At 60.0% G+C, this 16,913-nt stretch carries 15 protein-coding genes; 12 read left to right on the forward strand and 3 right to left on the reverse strand.

Features of this window, described 5'->3' with window-relative positions; all coding sequences use genetic code 11:
- The first annotated feature begins 35 nt into the window (after nucleotides 1-35).
- The 11 genes from ACA067_RS21440 (at nucleotide 36) to ACA067_RS21490 (ending at nucleotide 12,499) form a co-directional block, all read left to right on the forward strand.
- A complete protein-coding gene (locus ACA067_RS21440) occupies nucleotides 36-908 on the forward strand; it encodes a GNAT family N-acetyltransferase (RefSeq protein ID WP_497458390.1) in 873 nt (290 codons plus the stop codon).
- Nucleotides 908-1,801 (forward strand): polysaccharide deacetylase family protein, encoded by an 894-nt coding sequence (locus ACA067_RS21445; RefSeq protein WP_497458391.1) that lies wholly within the window; start codon nucleotides 908-910, stop codon nucleotides 1,799-1,801. The genes ACA067_RS21440 and ACA067_RS21445 overlap by 1 nt, the downstream gene beginning before the upstream one ends.
- 463 nt (nucleotides 1,802-2,264) lie before the next feature.
- Complete coding sequence (locus ACA067_RS21450; RefSeq protein WP_201181170.1) at nucleotides 2,265-3,881, forward strand: DUF1254 domain-containing protein; 1,617 nt, start codon at nucleotides 2,265-2,267, stop codon at nucleotides 3,879-3,881.
- Between the two features lie 36 nt (nucleotides 3,882-3,917).
- Entirely contained in the window at nucleotides 3,918-5,585 is a 1,668-nt protein-coding gene (locus ACA067_RS21455; RefSeq protein WP_497458392.1) for a DUF1254 domain-containing protein, read from the forward strand.
- 629 nt (nucleotides 5,586-6,214) lie between these two features.
- Entirely contained in the window at nucleotides 6,215-6,991 is a 777-nt protein-coding gene (locus ACA067_RS21460) for an ABC transporter substrate-binding protein (RefSeq protein ID WP_497458393.1), read from the forward strand.
- A gap of 105 nt (nucleotides 6,992-7,096) precedes the next feature.
- Nucleotides 7,097-7,786: an ABC transporter permease gene (locus ACA067_RS21465; protein ID WP_497458394.1), complete on the forward strand. Its 690-nt coding sequence runs from the start codon at nucleotides 7,097-7,099 to the stop codon at nucleotides 7,784-7,786.
- Nucleotides 7,787-7,799: 13 nt separating this feature from the next.
- Nucleotides 7,800-8,498, forward strand: coding sequence for an ABC transporter permease (locus tag ACA067_RS21470; RefSeq protein WP_497458395.1), 699 nt, complete (start codon nucleotides 7,800-7,802; stop codon nucleotides 8,496-8,498).
- Nucleotides 8,499-8,507: 9 nt separating this feature from the next.
- Nucleotides 8,508-9,620, forward strand: a complete 1,113-nt coding sequence (locus tag ACA067_RS21475) for a succinylglutamate desuccinylase/aspartoacylase family protein (RefSeq protein ID WP_497458396.1) — start codon at nucleotides 8,508-8,510, stop codon at nucleotides 9,618-9,620.
- 18 nt (nucleotides 9,621-9,638) lie between these two features.
- Nucleotides 9,639-10,403: an ABC transporter ATP-binding protein gene (locus ACA067_RS21480; RefSeq protein ID WP_497458397.1), complete on the forward strand. Its 765-nt coding sequence runs from the start codon at nucleotides 9,639-9,641 to the stop codon at nucleotides 10,401-10,403.
- 127 nt (nucleotides 10,404-10,530) lie between these two features.
- Complete coding sequence (locus ACA067_RS21485; RefSeq protein WP_497458398.1) at nucleotides 10,531-11,439, forward strand: MurR/RpiR family transcriptional regulator; 909 nt, start codon at nucleotides 10,531-10,533, stop codon at nucleotides 11,437-11,439.
- A gap of 133 nt (nucleotides 11,440-11,572) precedes the next feature.
- The gene (locus ACA067_RS21490) at nucleotides 11,573-12,499 is read left to right on the forward strand and encodes a transporter (protein ID WP_497458399.1); all 927 of its coding nucleotides are present in this window, start codon (nucleotides 11,573-11,575) and stop codon (nucleotides 12,497-12,499) included.
- A gap of 124 nt (nucleotides 12,500-12,623) precedes the next feature.
- Here the strand turns inward: ACA067_RS21490 and ACA067_RS21495 are convergent, their stop codons facing one another.
- The 3 genes from ACA067_RS21495 to ACA067_RS21505 form a co-directional block, all read right to left on the reverse strand.
- Nucleotides 12,624-13,745 (reverse strand): DmpA family aminopeptidase, encoded by a 1,122-nt coding sequence (locus ACA067_RS21495; RefSeq protein ID WP_497462824.1) that lies wholly within the window; start codon nucleotides 13,743-13,745, stop codon nucleotides 12,624-12,626.
- An 82-nt stretch (nucleotides 13,746-13,827) separates the two neighbouring features.
- Complete coding sequence (locus ACA067_RS21500) at nucleotides 13,828-14,937, reverse strand: polyamine ABC transporter substrate-binding protein (RefSeq protein WP_497462825.1); 1,110 nt, start codon at nucleotides 14,935-14,937, stop codon at nucleotides 13,828-13,830.
- A gap of 126 nt (nucleotides 14,938-15,063) precedes the next feature.
- Nucleotides 15,064-15,879, reverse strand: a complete 816-nt coding sequence (locus tag ACA067_RS21505; RefSeq protein WP_497458400.1) for a carbon-nitrogen hydrolase family protein — start codon at nucleotides 15,877-15,879, stop codon at nucleotides 15,064-15,066.
- 131 nt (nucleotides 15,880-16,010) lie between these two features.
- Between ACA067_RS21505 and ACA067_RS21510 the strand changes: the two genes are divergently transcribed.
- Nucleotides 16,011-16,796, forward strand: a complete 786-nt coding sequence (locus ACA067_RS21510; RefSeq protein WP_497462826.1) for a LuxR C-terminal-related transcriptional regulator — start codon at nucleotides 16,011-16,013, stop codon at nucleotides 16,794-16,796.
- Nucleotides 16,797-16,913 lie beyond the last annotated feature (117 nt).

Below are 16,913 nucleotides of genomic sequence, written 5' to 3' on the forward strand. Positions count from 1 at the left end.
CACACGCTCGATTAGCGACTGAGGAGAACTTCGCGGTGTCGAATCAGCTGATCATTCGCAACATGACCCGTCCCGAGCTGGACGAGCTCGTCGATTGGGCTGCCCGTGAGGGTTGGAATCCCGGCTTTCACGATGCCGAGCTGTTCTGGGCTACGGACCCTGCCGCCTTCATCGCGGCGTCCCAGGGCGGCGAATTGATCGGTGGCGGTGCCATCACCTCCTACAATGGCGAATTCGGTTTCATGGGTTTTTTCATCGTCCGGCCTGAATATCGCGGTCAAGGTCTGGGCAATACCCTCTGGCACGCACGCCGCGAGCGACTCCTCGCCCGCCTGCGCCCAGGCGCGAGCATCGGCATGGACGGCGTCTTCGCGATGCAGGACTACTACGCAAAGGGTGGTTTCGCCTTCTCCCATCGCAACATGCGTTTTCGTGCCGAGATCACCGAACGCCCGACGACCTCGCAGGTAGACGGCCAGGACATTGTCCCGTTGGCCACCTTCTCGTTCGATCAGATTGTCGATTACGACCGCACCTGCTTCCCCGCCGCGCGCACAAGCTTCCTGAGCGGGTGGATAGCCCAAGCCGATGCACTCGCCGTGGGTTGCCAGCGCGAGGGCAGGCTAAGCGGCTATGGCGTAGTAAGGCGCTGCCGGGAAGGCTACAAGATCGGCCCCTTGTTCGCCGATGACGCCCTGGCAGCCAATGCCCTCTACACGCGCCTGGCGGAATTTGCGGAGGGTGGTCCGCTGTTTCTCGATGCCCCGGAGAATAACCCCGCCGCGATGGCGCTCGTGCACCAACAGGGCATGATCGAGGTTTTCGGCTGCGCACGCATGTACCTCGGCCCTCCTCCGGCGATCGCACATGAACGTGTGTTCGGCGTCACGACCTTCGAGCTGGGCTGATGTCCGCTCGCGACCTCAACGGTTATGGCGGCTGCCCACCCCACCCGCGATGGCCCGGTGAGGCGCGCGTCGCGGTCCAGTTCGTACTCAACATCGAAGAGGGCGCGGAGTCATGCATCCTCAATGGCGATGCACAGTCGGAGGCCTGGCTTCACGAGCTACCGGGCCGCCCGCCGCGTGTGGGGGAACCGGACTTGAGCGTCGAGGGCATGTACGAATACGGATCGCGCGCAGGTGTGTGGCGCATTCTGGAGCTGTTCAACGCCCGAGGCCTGCCGCTGACCGCCTTCGCCGTCGGCCGAGCACTGGAACTCACCCCGGCGATCGGCCATGCGCTCTGCGCTGCCGGGCATGAGATTGCCGGGCATGGCTACCGTTGGCTGGACTATCGCGACATGCCTGAAGACCAGGAGCGGCGCCATATCCGCCTCACCCTCGACGTGATCGAGCAAATCTGCGGTAAACGCCCCGTAGGTTGGTACACCGGAAGGGTCAGCCAGAACACCCGCCGCCTGTTGCATGAGGAAGGTGGGTTTCTCTATAGCTCGGACGCCTACAACGATGATCTGCCCTATTGGCTCCCAGGCTTGCCCGCCCACCTGGTGATCCCTTACACACTGGTCAACAACGACGCCCGCTATCTGCTGCCGAATGGTTTCGCCTGTGGTGAAGACTTCTTCCGGCTGCTCAAGGATGCTTTCGACCTGCTGTGGCAGGAGGGCGCGCAACACCCGAAGATGATGAGCGTCGGCCTGCATGGGCGGATCAGTGGCCATCCTGGTCGTGCGATGGCGCTGGCGCGCTTTTTGGATTACGTGCAAGGCCACGACGCGGTGTGGATCTGCCGGCGCGAAGAGATTGCCAGGCACTGGATAGCCCAATTCCCCGCCTGAGTGGTCAGTGGTTCGGAACGGCCTGAGCCACGCCGGCGTATCAACATCACCCTCCAACAGGGTTTTAAGCGCGGCACGGGTATTGAGCCTGCGCTGTTCACGCAATCGGCACGCTGCCAGGGCTAGATATCGCCACCATGCTCTACACCTTGCGTCAGGCCGGTTGGCCGGGGCGGAAACCGCCATTCACGACGGGCAGCAACCGGCCAATAGCAGTCGTTGGAACGAGCAATGACAAATGATTGGCTATGCTTCATCTGCTGCCGCGAACTGGTCGAGCAGACTGCACTTTTTGTCCTCAACGTATAACTCCCTTCAGCGTCCACTAAAATTTAAGGCGTCATCTCCCATTTAGGGGCTATCAAGAGTTGTATGGCTGGTTGTTGTAGCGATCGAGGAGCTGGCGTGAAATCGCCGCGAGTGTGGCGAGGACGATTTTATCCATAACGATGGAGATGAAACTGTGAAACAACTCATCCAGCTCCTGACAGTCCCTGCAGCCTGCATTGTGCTGACACTACCCAGCTTGACTGCTGCGCAGGAGAGCCCCGTTATTCCCGCGTCGATCAGCACACCGGACAAAGTCGAGACGCGCATCGGCGCGCTCGACTTCAAGGACGGCATGCCGAGCAAGCAGACCATTGACAAGGTCTATGACAATCTGGACTTCACGCGCGCGTTCGAGGCGTTTGTGAACACCTACCAGGGCGTGAACATGGCCGCCATCCGCAAGGGCTTTCTGAGCATCGCGGTAAAAGACAACGAAGTAATCATCTGGTCCGAACTGATGGATGCCAAGTTGCTGTTTCTGACGACCAACGCCGATACCGTCTATTTCGGGAGTTTCATAGACATCTCAAAGGGCCCGATGGTGGTCGAGACACCGCCCAAGGCGCTGGGCACCTTCGACGATATTTGGTGGCGTTGGATCATTGATTTCGGCTTGCCCGGACCCGACCGCGGCGAAGGCGGGAAATACCTCATCCTGCCGCCGGGGTATGACGGTCCGCTGCCCGAGGGCGGATTCTATATCGCTCGCTCCCGCACCAACCGCGTGCTGCTCTTGGGCCGCTCGTTCATGGAGAAAAACGATCCGAAACCCGCGGTCGAATTGATCAAGAAGACGACCAGAATCTATCCCTATGAAGCGGGTGGCGAGGGCACGAGCATCGCCGAGTTCCTGAGCGGCAAAGCTAAACTTGGCAAAATCACCCCCCCGCCGCCGCCTGTGTTCCACGAAGGCAGCGGCAAGGTAATGAACACCATTCCACCCAGCGATTTCAGCTACTACGAGATGCTTAACGAGGTGGTGCAACAGGAGCCTGCAACTGCGCTCGACCCGGAATTGATGGGACCGGTGGCCGCCATCGGCATCATCAAAGGCAAGCCGTTCAATCCCGATGCGCGGATGAAGAAGATTCTCACCGAGGCGGTGGCGCTCGCCAATGCCACCTCGCGCACCCTGTTTACGGCGCCTCGCGACCCAGCTTGGTACTACTATCCCGGATCGGGTTGGCAGAACATGCTGTTCTCCTCCGGCTACGAGTTCGAGACGCCAGTCCCGGAAATTACGCCCGAGGGCGTCAAGCCCTACCCGCCCACCGGCTACCGCCAGTTGGACGCGCGAACGTCTTTCTTCTACGGCGTCACCGGCATCACGCCCGCGATGGCCATGCGCGTGGCGGGCATCGGCTCGACCTACCTGTGGACGATGGTCGATGCCGACAAGCAGTACTTCGACGGCGCCAAGACCTACAAGGTGACGCTGCCGAAGGACATTCCGCAGGCGAATTTCTGGTCGTGGACGCTCTACGACACCATGACGCGCTCGATGCTCGACACGCCGCAGCGCTACCCGCGTGCGGGCAGCCAGAGCTATCCGTCCCCCGCCGCCGAAGCGGATACCGACGGCTCCACGACAGTTTACTTCAGTCCCACCCAGCCTACGGGTGTCAAACGGGGCAACTGGATTCAGACCATGCCGGGTAAGGGCTATTTCCCGATGCTGCGGCTCTACAGCCCGCTTCCACCGTTCTTCGCCAAGACCTGGCGGCCGAGCGAGGTCGAGGTGGTGAAATAGGCAGCTCAACAAAGACGCACTGAAAGGAATCAACCAATGAAAATAACCAATCGCACTTTCATTAACGGGGTGTTGGCTGCCGTGCTCGTCGCCACCGTCATCATCGTCGCGGATGAAGCTACAGCCCAGACATCCTCCGCAATCCCTCCGGCAATCACCACGCCCGACCAGATCCAGACGAGTCTCGGCACGCTCGAGTTCAAAGACGGCGCGCCGAGCAAAGAGACCGTCGCCAAGATCTACGACAACCTCGACCTGATGCACGGCGTCGAGGCGTTCGTGAACGCTTACCAAGGCGCGTCGGTGGCGGCCATCTTCAAAGGCTTCAACGAGGCCGGAGTTCCGAACAACACTGCCCTGATCTGGTCGGAGCTGATGGACTCAAAGTCCCTGTTCCTAACTGCCAATGCAGACACCATCTATTTCTGGGTCAATCTGGATGTCACCAATGGACCACTGGTGGTCGAGACGCCTCCGATGTCACTCGGCGTCATCGACGACATCTGGTTCCGCTGGGTGACCGACATCGGACTGCCAGGGCCGGACCGAGGCGAGGGCGGGAGATATCTACTGGTGCCGCCTGACTACAAAGGCATACTTCCGGAGAACGGTTACTTCGTGAACAGGCTGCGCACGAACCGAGCGACGATGTTAGGCCGGTCATTCCTCGAGAACGATGACCCCAAGCCTGCGGTTGCACTCATCAAGAGGACGCTCAAGGTCTACCCTTATGTACCGGGCGGCTACGGCACGAGCATTGGCTCGGCACTTGAAGGTAAAGCCACGCTGCTGCGCACCCCGGAGCACAAACTGGAATGGTCCTTCCTCAAGCCCCCGCCGCCGGTGAAGTTCACCGAAGGCAGCGGCAAGGTCATGACCACCATTCCGCCGAGCGACTTCAGCTACTTCGAAATGATCAATGATCTGGTCCAGAAGGAGCCGGAGGGTTCCTTCGATCCGGAGATCATGGGTTCGCTGGCCGCAATCGGCATCGTCAAGGGCAAGCCTTTCAATCCGGATACGCGGATGAAGAAAATCCTGACCGATGCGGCGGCCATCGGATCGGCCACGGGTCGAACCCTGGGCTGGAATGCGCGCCCATCCGAGGGATGGTTTTACTATCCCGGCTCCGCCTGGACGAACATGCTCTTTGCCGGCGGTTACAACTTCGAAACGCCGCCGCCACAGGTCAGCGCGGACGGCACCATCACACCCTACCCGCCCACCGGTTATCGCATGCTCAACGCGCGCACGGGGTTCTTCTTCTACGCCACCGGCATCACCCCAGCGATGGTTATGCGGCTGACGGGCATCGGCTCGCAATACCTCGCCGCGTTTGTGGATTCCAAGGGCGAATACTTCGATGGGAGCAAGACCTACAAGATGACGCTCCCGCCGAAGATCCCGGCGGAGAAGTTCTGGTCCCTGACACTCTACGACAATCAGAGCCGCTCGATGCTCGACACGCCGCAGCGCTACCCGCGTGCGGGCAGCCAGAGTTATCCGACGCCCGCCGCCGTGGCGAACTCCGATGGCTCCACGACCGTGTACTTCGCCCCGAGTAAGCCAGCAGAGGTCAGCGACGGCAACTGGATACAGACCGTTCCGGGTAAAGGCTGGAGCACGATCCTGCGCTTCTACAGCCCGCTTGAATCGTTCTTTACGAAAGAGTGGCGGCCGAGCGAGGTCGAACTGGTGCGGTGAGACAAAGTCACGGTCAGCACCACCGCTCGGGCGGTGCTGACCGTGATGTTGTTCCTACTGAAAGGAGGGGAAATGTTGCGAGGCTGGGGCTTTCGCGTGGCGGTGACGTTACTGTTTCCACGCTGATGGGTAGATCAACACGACTGCGATTTGTAGGCGAAATCGATAGGTTGAAATCGACGCTTACTGATTGATACGAATGACCGCTTGGGGTCGATTGCAGCCCTTGGCGCCGCTGTCGTCGCGCAAGTCGATGGAACGAAAAAAGGATTGTGGGTCGGAACCAGATGAAGCTATTGCTCCGCTTTGACCGCATTTGTTTTCTGTCGCTGCTGACAAAATGCATAGGGTCGATAGCCGTCTCGACCGAATGACAGAGCTGCCAAAAACCGATCATTCGCTCCCCCGGAACAAGCTTTTACACCCCGCAGAACCACTCACCAGTGCCTGCACCGCCCGGTCACCGGCGCGCTTTGCCACGCCTAAAACTGATATGATTTTTTTCACCAATGTTGCATATAGATTTTTATTGTGTCATTTATAGCCTCGCCGATCACAGGACCGATCCACCACGCCAACCCGGATGGCGGGCGCCCGTTTCTCCCAAATGCCCTCAAGGAGTCAACAATATGAACAAGACAGAACTTCTAGGTGCGCTGGCGCTATGCGCTTTCAGCTTGCTGGCACAGGCCGACGAAGACAGCCTGCGTATCGGTATCGAAGCCGCCTACCCGCCCTTCTCCTTCAAGACACCGGAGGGCAATGTCAGCGGGTTCGATTACGACATCGGCAACGCCTTGTGCGAAGAAATGAAGGTCAAATGCGAGTGGGTCATTCAGGAGTTCGACGGCATGATCCCGTCGCTCAAAGTGCGCAAGATCGATGCCGTGCTGTCGTCGATGTCCATCACCGAAGACCGGATGAAGTCCGTGGACTTCAGCAAAAAGTACTACCACACACCGGGCAAGTTCGCGATGAAGGCCGGCAACGTGATCAATGACCCGTTGGTGGACCTCAAGGGCAAGAAAGTCGGCGTGCAACGCTCCTCGACTTACGATCGTTTTGCCACCGAGCAACTGGAAAAAGCCGGCGTCGTCGTGGTGCGCTATTCCTCACAAAATGAAGCCTTCCTCGATCTCGCCTCGGGTCGTCTGGACGCCACCCTTGCCGACATCGTCAACACCGATGAGAGCTTCATTAAGACACCCGCTGGCCAGGGCTTCGCACTGACAGGGCCCGACATCAACGACCCGAAGTATTTTGGCCGGGGCGCCGGGATCGCTGTGCGCAAAGGCGACAGTGCCAACGTTGCGCGCCTGAGTGCCGCGATTGACGCCATTCGCACCAATGGCAAGTACCAGCAAGTGATGGCCAAGTACTTCGCGTTCGATATCTACGGCGAGTAAGCCTTTCCCCTGCCCCCCTGACCCAAGACCCGGCGACGGCCCGTTGCAGGCGTCTGTCGGGGCTTGTCTTGCGCGCCTCGCGGCGCTCGCTTGAGGAACTTCATCATGCTCCACGGCTACGGATCGAGCATTCTCGATGGCGCCTGGCTGACCATTAACCTGGCCTTGACGTCCATGTCCCTGGCGATTGCCCTGGGTCTGATCGGCGCGACCTTGCGATTGTCACCGCTCAAATGGCTGGCCATGCTCGGGGAAAGTTACACCACCCTGATTCGCGGCATTCCAGACCTGGTGCTGATCCTGCTGATCTTCTACGGCGGCCAGGATCTGGTGAACCGCATGGCCCTGGCGCTCGGTTACACCCGCTACATCGACATCAACCCCTTTATCGCCGGCGTCTGCACCATGGGCTTCATTTTTGGCGCCTACCTCTCGGAAACCTTTCGTGGCGCCTTCATGGCGATCCCCAAAGGTCAGGCCGAGGCCGGCGTGGCCTATGGCATGGGCGGTGCACAGGTGTTCTGGCGAATTCTGGTACCGCAGATGATTCGTTTCGCCATTCCCGGGTTCACCAACAATTGGTTGGTACTGACCAAATCCACCGCGCTGATCTCGGTGATTGGCTTGCAGGACATGATGTTCAAGGCCAAGAACGCAGCGGATGCCACACACGAGCCATTCACGTTTTACCTCGCGGTGGCGGCGCTGTATCTGATGCTCACCAGCCTGTCCTTGCTGGTGCTGCGCCATCTGGAAAAACACTACTCGGTCGGCATCAAAGCCGCCGAATTGTGAGGGGAGCCGCCTGATGATTCTCGACTACAACCTAATCTGGGAAAACCTGCCGCTGTACTTCAATGGCGCCTTGTTGACCCTCAAAGTCCTGCTCATTTCCCTGGCCCTGGGTTTGGTATTGGCGATTCCACTGGCGCTGATGCGGGTGTCGCGATCGCCGCTGATCAACTTCCCGGCCTGGCTCTATACCTACGTGATTCGCGGCACGCCGATGCTGGTGCAATTGTTCCTGATCTATTACGGCCTGGCGCAGTTCGAAGCCGTGCGCCAAAGCGTGCTCTGGCCTTACCTTTCCAGCGCCACTTTTTGCGCCTGCCTGGCCTTCGCGATCAACACCAGTGCCTATAGCGCCGAGCTGCTGGCCGGCAGTTTGAAATCCACCCCCCATGGCGAGATCGAAGCCGCCAAGGCCATGGGGATGTCACGCCTGACCCTGTATCGCCGCATTCTCATGCCGTCGGCCTTGCGCCGGGCATTGCCGCAGTACAGCAACGAAGTGCTGATGATGCTGCAAACCACCAGCCTGGCCTCCATCGTCACCCTCGTCGACATCACCGGGGCCGCGCGTACTATCAGCTCACGGTTCTATCTACCGTTCGAGGCGTTTATCACCGCCGGCCTCATCTACCTCGCCCTGACCTTCATCCTGGTACGTCTGTTCAAGCTGGCCGAGCGCCGTTGGCTGGCGTATCTGGCACCGCGCAAGTACTAAGGAGCTGCTATGGAGCACATTCAATACCGCTTGCCGTGGAGTGCATCGGGCACTGAACGAACGCTGACCCTGTTTCGTTTTGGCAGTGGAGCACGCAAGGCCTACATCCAGGCGTCATTGCATGCCGACGAGTTGCCGGGGATGCGCGTCGCCGTCGAGCTCAAGCGCCGTCTTCTGGAACTGGAAACACAAGGCCGCCTGACCGGGGTGATCGAGTTGGTGCCAATGGCCAATCCGATCGGTATCGCCCAGATGTTCCAGGCCACCCATCAGGGGCGCTTTGAATTCTCCAGCGGCAAGAACTTCAATCGCGACTTCCCGGCGTTGGTCGATGCCGTTGCACTGCTGCTGGAAGGCCGACTGGGAGACGATGCCGACGCCAACATCGCCCTCATCCGCCGTGCCATGGTCGATGCCCTCGCCGCCATGCCAGCACCGACCTCGGAGCTCGACGGCCTGCGCCGCCTGTTGCTGCAGCATGCCTGTGACGCCGATGTGGTGCTGGACCTGCACTGCGATTTCGAATCGATCATGTTGTTGTATGCGATGCCGCAACACTGGCCACGCTTGCAGTCACTGGCCGCTCGCCTCGGCGCCGGGGTCACGTTATTGGCCGAAGATGCGGGCGGCAGTGCCTTCGACGAAGCCTGCGCCATTGCATGGTTACGCCTGGCCAAACGGTTTCCTGAAGCCAATATTCCCCTGGCGTGCGTGGCCACCACCATCGAATTGCGTGGCATGGCCGACACCGGGCGCGAGCAATGCGTCGGCAGTGCACACGCCATTCTCGGGTATCTCGCCGAACAAGGCCTGATCAGCGGTGACTGGCCTGCTGCACCGCCGAGCCATTGCCAGGCCATGCCATTCGCCGGCGCGCAGTACGCCTGTGCGCCCCATCCGGGTGTGGTGAGTTTTCTGCAACCGCTGGGCGCGCAGGTCAAGGTCGGCGATCCGTTATTCGAGGTTATCGACCCGCTGACCGACCGCCATAGCGTGGTGAGCGCTAGCACCGACGGCATTCTCTATGCCCGCGAACGCCTGCGTTTTGCCCAGCCTGGATTGTGGCTGGCCAAAGTTGCAGGCGTCACCCCCATTCGCCAGGGTCGCTTGCTCAGCGACTGATTCCAGAGAGTTCAAACCATGTACAAACTTGAAGTTCAGGACCTGCACAAAAGTTACGGCGCGCACCAGGTGCTCAAGGGCGTGTCCCTGCAAGCACAGGCCGGTGACGTGATCAGCATCATCGGCTCCAGCGGCTCTGGCAAAAGTACGTTCCTGCGCTGCATCAACCTGCTGGAGCAACCCAATGCGGGCACTATCGTGCTCAATGGCGAACCGCTCAAGCTGGCGGCCAACAAGCTTGGCGGGCTGAAGGCAGCCGAACCCAGGCAGTTACAACGCATGCGTTCGCAGCTATCGATGGTGTTTCAACACTTCAACCTCTGGTCACACATGAGCGCCCTGGAAAACGTCATGGAAGCCCCGGTGCATGTGCAGGGGCTGGGCAAGAAAGAGGCACGGGAAAAGGCCGAGCATTACCTGGAAAAAGTCGGTGTGGCGCACCGCATGAACGCCTGGCCGGCGCATATGTCCGGTGGCGAGCAGCAGCGCGTGGCCATTGCCCGCGCACTGGCGATGGAACCGCAAGTGATGCTGTTTGATGAGCCGACGTCGGCGCTCGATCCCGAACTGGTCGGCGAAGTGCTTAAAGTCATGCAGGATCTGGCGCAGGAAGGCCGCACCATGGTGGTGGTGACTCACGAAATGGGCTTTGCCCGCGAGGTGTCGAACCAACTGGTGTTCCTGCACAAGGGCGTTGTCGAAGAGCGCGGCGCCCCGCGTGAGGTGCTGGTCAACCCGCAGTCCGAACGCCTCCAGCAGTTTCTGGCCGGGAGCTTGAAGTAAGGCCGCCGCCCACCCATCCACTGCTCGGCGCTGCCCTGACACGGTTGGCTTCGGATACACTCCAGCCAACCTTGTCAGGGCATCAGGCACAGCCCTTCTCTCACCTTCAGGAATTGTTGAGCTGGATATGCCAACCCCATCGAAAGACACCACTGTCTATGCCGCGCCGGTCATGCGCAAACTGACGGAAATCGTTTCCGAACTGCCACCGTCGTTGCGCAAGGTGGCGGACTTCATCCTGCGTCACCCGCTCAAAGCCGCGACGCTGACCATCGAGGAGATGGCTCACGAAACATTGACCTCACCCGCCGCCGTCAACCGTCTGGCCAAAGCGCTGGACCTCGGTGGTTACAGCGGCATGAAGGCCGAGCTGGTCGCAACATTGCAGCAGATGGTGTCGCCGGTCGACAAACTGCGCAACGAACTTGCCCATCGCCCGGGCGGCGCGTTTGGCTTGCATGAGCAACTCCAGAGCGCCAGCAGCAACCTGGCCACGGCGGCGACCAACAACCACGCCGACACCTTTGAAGCGTTCGTCACTCGCCTGACCACGGCCCGTAAAATCTACATTCTGGGGTTCGGCAACAGTGTTTACTTCGCCGGCCTCGCCGCCTCGACCCTGATGCCCTTCTGTGCCGACGCCACGGCCATCAGCATGGAGGGTGGCAACGAAAATGCCGCGTACCGACTGGCCGCGATCACTGATCAGGACGTGTTGCTGGCGATCTCCCTGCCGCGTTACTCCCTGGACACCCTGCAACTGGCACGCTTCGCCAATGAACGTGGCGCATCGGTGCTGGCAATTACCGACTCACCCGCCTCGCCGCTCACCGGCATTGCCGAGCACACGCTGTTTGCGCCTTGCGATCACCCGGTGCTGACCAGTTCCAACATCGCCGTGCTGGCCTTGATCGAAGGCTTGGTCGCCGGCGTGATGGCGCGCAATAAAGAAGCAGTCAAGCTGGCAACCGAACTGACTGAAAGCGTGATGTCGTACCTGCACATCCCTGCCAGCGGTAAACCACCGAAAAAGTGATTGCGTTCTGGTTTTTACCTGACAGACCCGCGGCCACACAGTGCTGGTGGCAGCTGTAAGTGCCAAACGAATGCAGATGCGCTACAACAATACGTAGAACTCTGGGGTCCTCACAGGAAGCGAGCGAACGTGAATGAAACACAAACTCTGCGTCGTCAGGTTGGTTCGGTTCGCATCCGCTTCGCTCATCATGGTAGCCCCGGGTGCAGTCGCAGAGGATCTCGAACCCAGGTCCTACGCCAATACGCCGGTCGGTATCAATTTCCTGCTCCTGGGCTACAGCGATCTCGACGGCAACGTGACGGCCAACCCGTCAATCCCGCTCGAGGATGCCAAGCTCAACATAAAGACTGTCGTGTTTGCCTTTGCTAGATCCCTGGACGTCTGGGGCCGCTCCGGGAAGTTCGATATCGTCGTGCCTGAGGCAAGATTGACCGGCACTGCGCTGCTCGCCGGTGAACCCATAGAGCGTAATGTTACCGGGTTGATCGATCCAAGATTGCGCTTCTCGGTCAACTTATATGGCGCCCCGGCGATGTCCCTGGCTGAGTTCCCCAGCTATCAACAGGATGTGATTATCGGCGCCAGCCTGGCGATCACGGCGCCGCTCGGCCAATACGACGCTGGCAGGCTGGTCAATCTGGGCAACAATCGCTGGTCGTTCAAGCCTGAACTAGGGGTTTCCAAACGCCTGGGGCAAGTGACCCTGGAATTATCCGGCGCGGGAACCTTTTACACCGACAATGACGAGTTACTCGGCGACCACGTACTGTCCCAGGACCCGATTTACCAGGTACAGGGGCATCTTATCTATGCCTTTGGCAATGGAGTTTGGGCGTCGCTGGATGCGACCTACTTCGCTGGCGGGAGCACCTCGGTCGATGGGGTCGGTAACCACGATTCTCAGGAAAACACACGCTACGGATGCACCCTCACGCTACCGTTGAACCGGAACCATTCGCTGAAGCTGAATGCGAGTAATGGCGGGCATACCCGCACGGGCAGCGAATACGATGCCATTGGCATCGTCTGGCAGTATCGCTTCGGCGGAGGGCTTTGAAACATCGAAAAGGGGACGGATTCATTTTATAAAAAAATGAATTCGTCCCCTTAACCCTGCAATCAATGTGCTCGAGGTGGCATGAACGCGAAACAGGCACACCACCTCAACACCGCTGGATCAGTCAGTCGGTCGCCGCTCCCGGCCAGCCGGCCTGATGCAAGGCTTTGAGCAGCGTCTCGGCATCCAGGCCCGGCACGGCATGGCCGTTGCCTTCGGCGGTGTCGGCGGCCAGCAAGGCATTGATGATCGCTTCCTCCACGGCTTCAGTGGCGGCCAGGAACAACTCGCTGATGTGGTCGTTGTTGACCATGCGCAGGTTGTCGGTCGTCGGCGCGCGCTTGCTTTCATAAGCGGCCGGCGGCATGTGATTACCGGTGGCGAAGGCGATGAAGATGTCACCGCTGTGGTCTTCATTGCCGCCGCCGGTGCGGGCCAGGCCGAGGCTGGCGCGTTGCGCCAGGCGCGTACATTGGTGCGGCAGCAACGGCGCGTCGGTGGCCAGGCAAACGACGATCGAACCCATGCCCGGGTGCGGCAGGGACGCCTTGAGGAACGGCGAGTCAGCCTGTTCCATGTAGCGTCCGACCGGGTAGCCGTCGACGCGCAGTTCGTTACGGATGCCGTGGTTGGCCTGGACGATGGCGCCAACGGTCCAGCCGCCCTGGGCACTGCTCAGACGCCGTGATGCGGTGCCGATGCCGCCCTTGAATTCATGACAGATCATGCCGCTGCCGCCCCCGACGGAGCCTTCCGTTACCGACCCGCTCTTGGCCGAACGCAGGGCCTCGGCCACATGTTCAATCTTCACATGAAAGCCGTTGATGTCGTTTAGCAGGCCGTCGAAGGTCTCCAGCACCACCGGCATGTTCCAGTAGAGGCGCCCGTCATCCGGCTGCTGCTCCCGATCCAGCACGATCAGCGCATCGCGCACCACGCCCAGACTATGGGTATTGGTGAAGGCGATGGGACTGGTCAACAGACCCGCCTCGCGAATCCACTCCAGACCTGTGGCGTCGCCGTTGCCGTTCAGCACATGGACGCCGGCAAAGCACGGTTGCTGGCTGATGGAACCCGCTCGCGGTTCGATCACCGTGACACCGGTCAGGATGTCGCGACCGTTGGCGGTGCGTCCTCGCACATTGCTGTGGCCGACGCGTACGCCAGGCACATCGGTGATGGCATTGAGGGGGCCGGGGTGCAGTTGGCCGAACCGAATGTTCAGGTCACGGGCACGTGGTTTTATCGTCACTGTCATGATCTCTCTGTTTTGTTTGATGTGTTTCATGAAGGGGCTTGGCCAGTCGGCAGCAGGGCCGAGTCTGCCATCAGGCGCCGGTCTTGACCGTGTTCCAGGCACGGGTGCGCACGCGCTCCATCTTCAGCGGGAGGGGTTCAAGCGGAAATAGCGTGTCCAACACTTGTCTGGACGGATACACACCAGGGTTGTCGCGGATTTTCTGCTCGACAAGCGCGGTGGCATCCTTGTTGGCGTTCGGATAGCTCAGGTAGTTGGAGGACTCTGCGATGACTTCGGGCCGCAGCATATAGTTGATGAAGGCCAACCCTTGCTCCGGGTTCGGCGCATCGTTGAGCTGCACCAGACTCTCCACCCACACCGGGGCACCTTCGCGAGGAATGCTGTACACGAGGTTGCGATGGTTGCCAGCCAGCTCAGAGGCCTTTTGCGCATCGGCGACACCACCCGCCCAGCCCAGCACGACGCAGATGTTGCCATTGGCCAGATCGGAGATGAACTTGGACGAATCGAAGTAGACGATATGGGGACGCAGTTTCAGCAGCAGTGCCTGGGCTTTTTTGTAATCCTCCGGGTTCTGGCTGTTGTAAGGCAGTCCCAGGTAGTGCAACGCGATGGGAATGACTTCGCTGGGGGCGTCCAGCATGGCCACACCGCACTGACTCAGTTTGGCCAGGTTTTCTTCCTTGAAAATCAGGTCCCAGGAATTGACTGGCGCATCCGGGCCGAGTATCGATTTAACCTTGTCCGCGTCATAGCCGATGCCCGTGGTCCCCCACAGATAAGGGGCCGCATAGCTGTTTCCGGGATCGTTGCTCTGCAACTTGGCGAGGATGTCGGGGTCGAGGTGGGACCAGTTGGGCAACTTCGAGCGATCCAGTTTTTTCAGCACACCCGCTTTGATCAGGTTCGGCAGCAGGTCGCCGCTGGCAACCACCACGTCATAGCCGCTGCGCCCGGCCATCAGTTTGCTTTGCATGACGTCGCTGTTGTCGAACACGTCGTACACCGCGCTGATGCCCGCTTCTTTCTCGAAGTCTTTCATCGTGTTCGGGGCAATGTAGTCATACCAGTTGTAGATGTGCACGCTGGATTTGGCAGGCTCGTCGGCCTGGGCGCAGGCCAGGCCGACACTGAACAGCGTGACCAGGACGAATGGCATGTAGCGAGTCGCTTTCATCGGGATGCTCCAGAGCATTGGCGCCGGGTCCAGGGACACGCGCACGGCTCCTGCTAGTGTGTGAATTATTGTTGTGGCAGGGTCAACATCGAATCAAGACGGTGGGGTATACCCCTCGCGCCTGGTTCAGGGGATCAGTAGTTCGCGTCGACCATCACCGTGCTCAATCTGCTCGCCGATCAGGAGCAGGCGGCGGTCACTGAGGTAGTCGTAGTCGCGGCGGGCGGTGCGCAGCAGGTCGAGATCCAGCTCTACCACCTGACGACACTCGGCGCGCCCTGCTTCGAATAACATTCGCCCGAAGGGATCGATCGCTGCACTCCCACCGGCAAAAACCAGGCCTTCATCGCCGTCGCCAACTCGATTCACCATCACCGCGAACGCCTGGTTTTCCTGGGCGCGAGCCATGATCGCGGTACGGTGGACAGGGCCGTAGGGATCCATATTGCCGTTAGTGACCAGGATCAGCTCGGCGCCGAGTTGGCCGAGGGCTCGAGCACTTTCCGGCAACTCGATGTCGTAGCAAATCAGGAGGCCGACACGGAGGCCCTTCCAGAGCGCAGTGGCATAGCGGTCGCCCGGTTGGAACAGGCCGCGTTCCGACGGCCAAAGGTGAGTCTTGCGATAGTGCAAGGCGATCCCTTGTGGTGTTATCAGCAGGGAGGTGTTGTAGAAGAGGCCGCCGTCGTTCTCAGCCATGCCAACCACCACCGCGACGTTCCGTTCCCGTGCGGCGCGCTGCACGGCCTGCACACTCGGCCCGTTCAGGGGCTCGGCGACTTCGGCGAGCTGTTGCGCGCTGGCGAACCCCATCAATTGGGTCTCTGGAAATATCAGCAGATCGGTATCCACTGCGCAGGTAGCGATGGCCTGCACGGTACGCTTCAGGTTATAAGCGGTATCGCCATCGCGACCGGTAAGTTGTACAAGTTCAATCTTCATCGGTGATCCTTTCACGTGTTGTGGGCTCGCAATCGCCAACTGAACAGCACCCGCCAGGGCTGGATGGAGTATGGAGAGCCATAAAACGGAAAGTAATCACATCGATGGGGTAACCCCGTATGGGTAGGAACGTGAGCATTACCTTGCAGGACATGGCTTGGCACCAGGCGATTGGCAAACTGATCGAGGCACTTGACCGGCCTGGTTTCTGGCTAGCCCTGGTGCGTCTGCTGGACAGATACATTCCGGTGGACAGTTGGGTCGTGCTGATTTTCAGCAATGGCCGTCCGCAGGTGCTCGCCGAATGCCCAGGCAAGGATGGTGGGCCAGACCCGCTCTTTCAGGATTACCTCAAAGGCCTGTATCTGCTCGATCCCTTTTACCTGGCCAACCGGGAAGCACCGCAGAACGGTTTGTTCTGGCTAGCCGACGTGGCGCCGGAGTGCTTCGAGCAGACTGACTATTACCAACGCTACTTCCGCCTCAATATCGTTGCCGACGAAGTCCATATCAACGTCCAGCTCGACGCGGAACGCACCCTCAGCCTGTCACTGGGCAGCGAGGCCCACTTCAGCCCAGAGCAGATCGCCCTCCTCACCCTCATCCAGCCTTGGGTCGCCGCCCTGATGCGTCAGCGCATGGCATTCGAGCGGGAGGTGCTGGAGCAGGCCACGTCGCCGACGCCACGCTGGCAGAGTTGGCTCGACTCCACTGACCAGCAGTTGGACACACCGCTCTCCGCCCGCGAACTTGAAGTCGGCCGGCTAATGCTCAGCGGCTGCTCGAACAAGGAGATCGCGCGCAAGCTGGCGATTTCCGCCGAGACGGTGAAGGTCCACCGCAAGCACATGTACAGCAAACTCGGGATTAAATCCCAGTCCGAGCTGTTCTCTCTGTTTCTGAACGCGCAGAGCTGAAGTCGTCGTTCATGAGGGTGTCAGCGCCCAAGACAATTGGCTTCGTCTGGCCCTCGCGAGCAGCTGCAATCGGCCAGTTGCGGACCTTTACAAATCTTCAGCTACAATCTGAAGCCA

The organism is Pseudomonas sp. LBUM1674, from assembly GCF_059695635.1.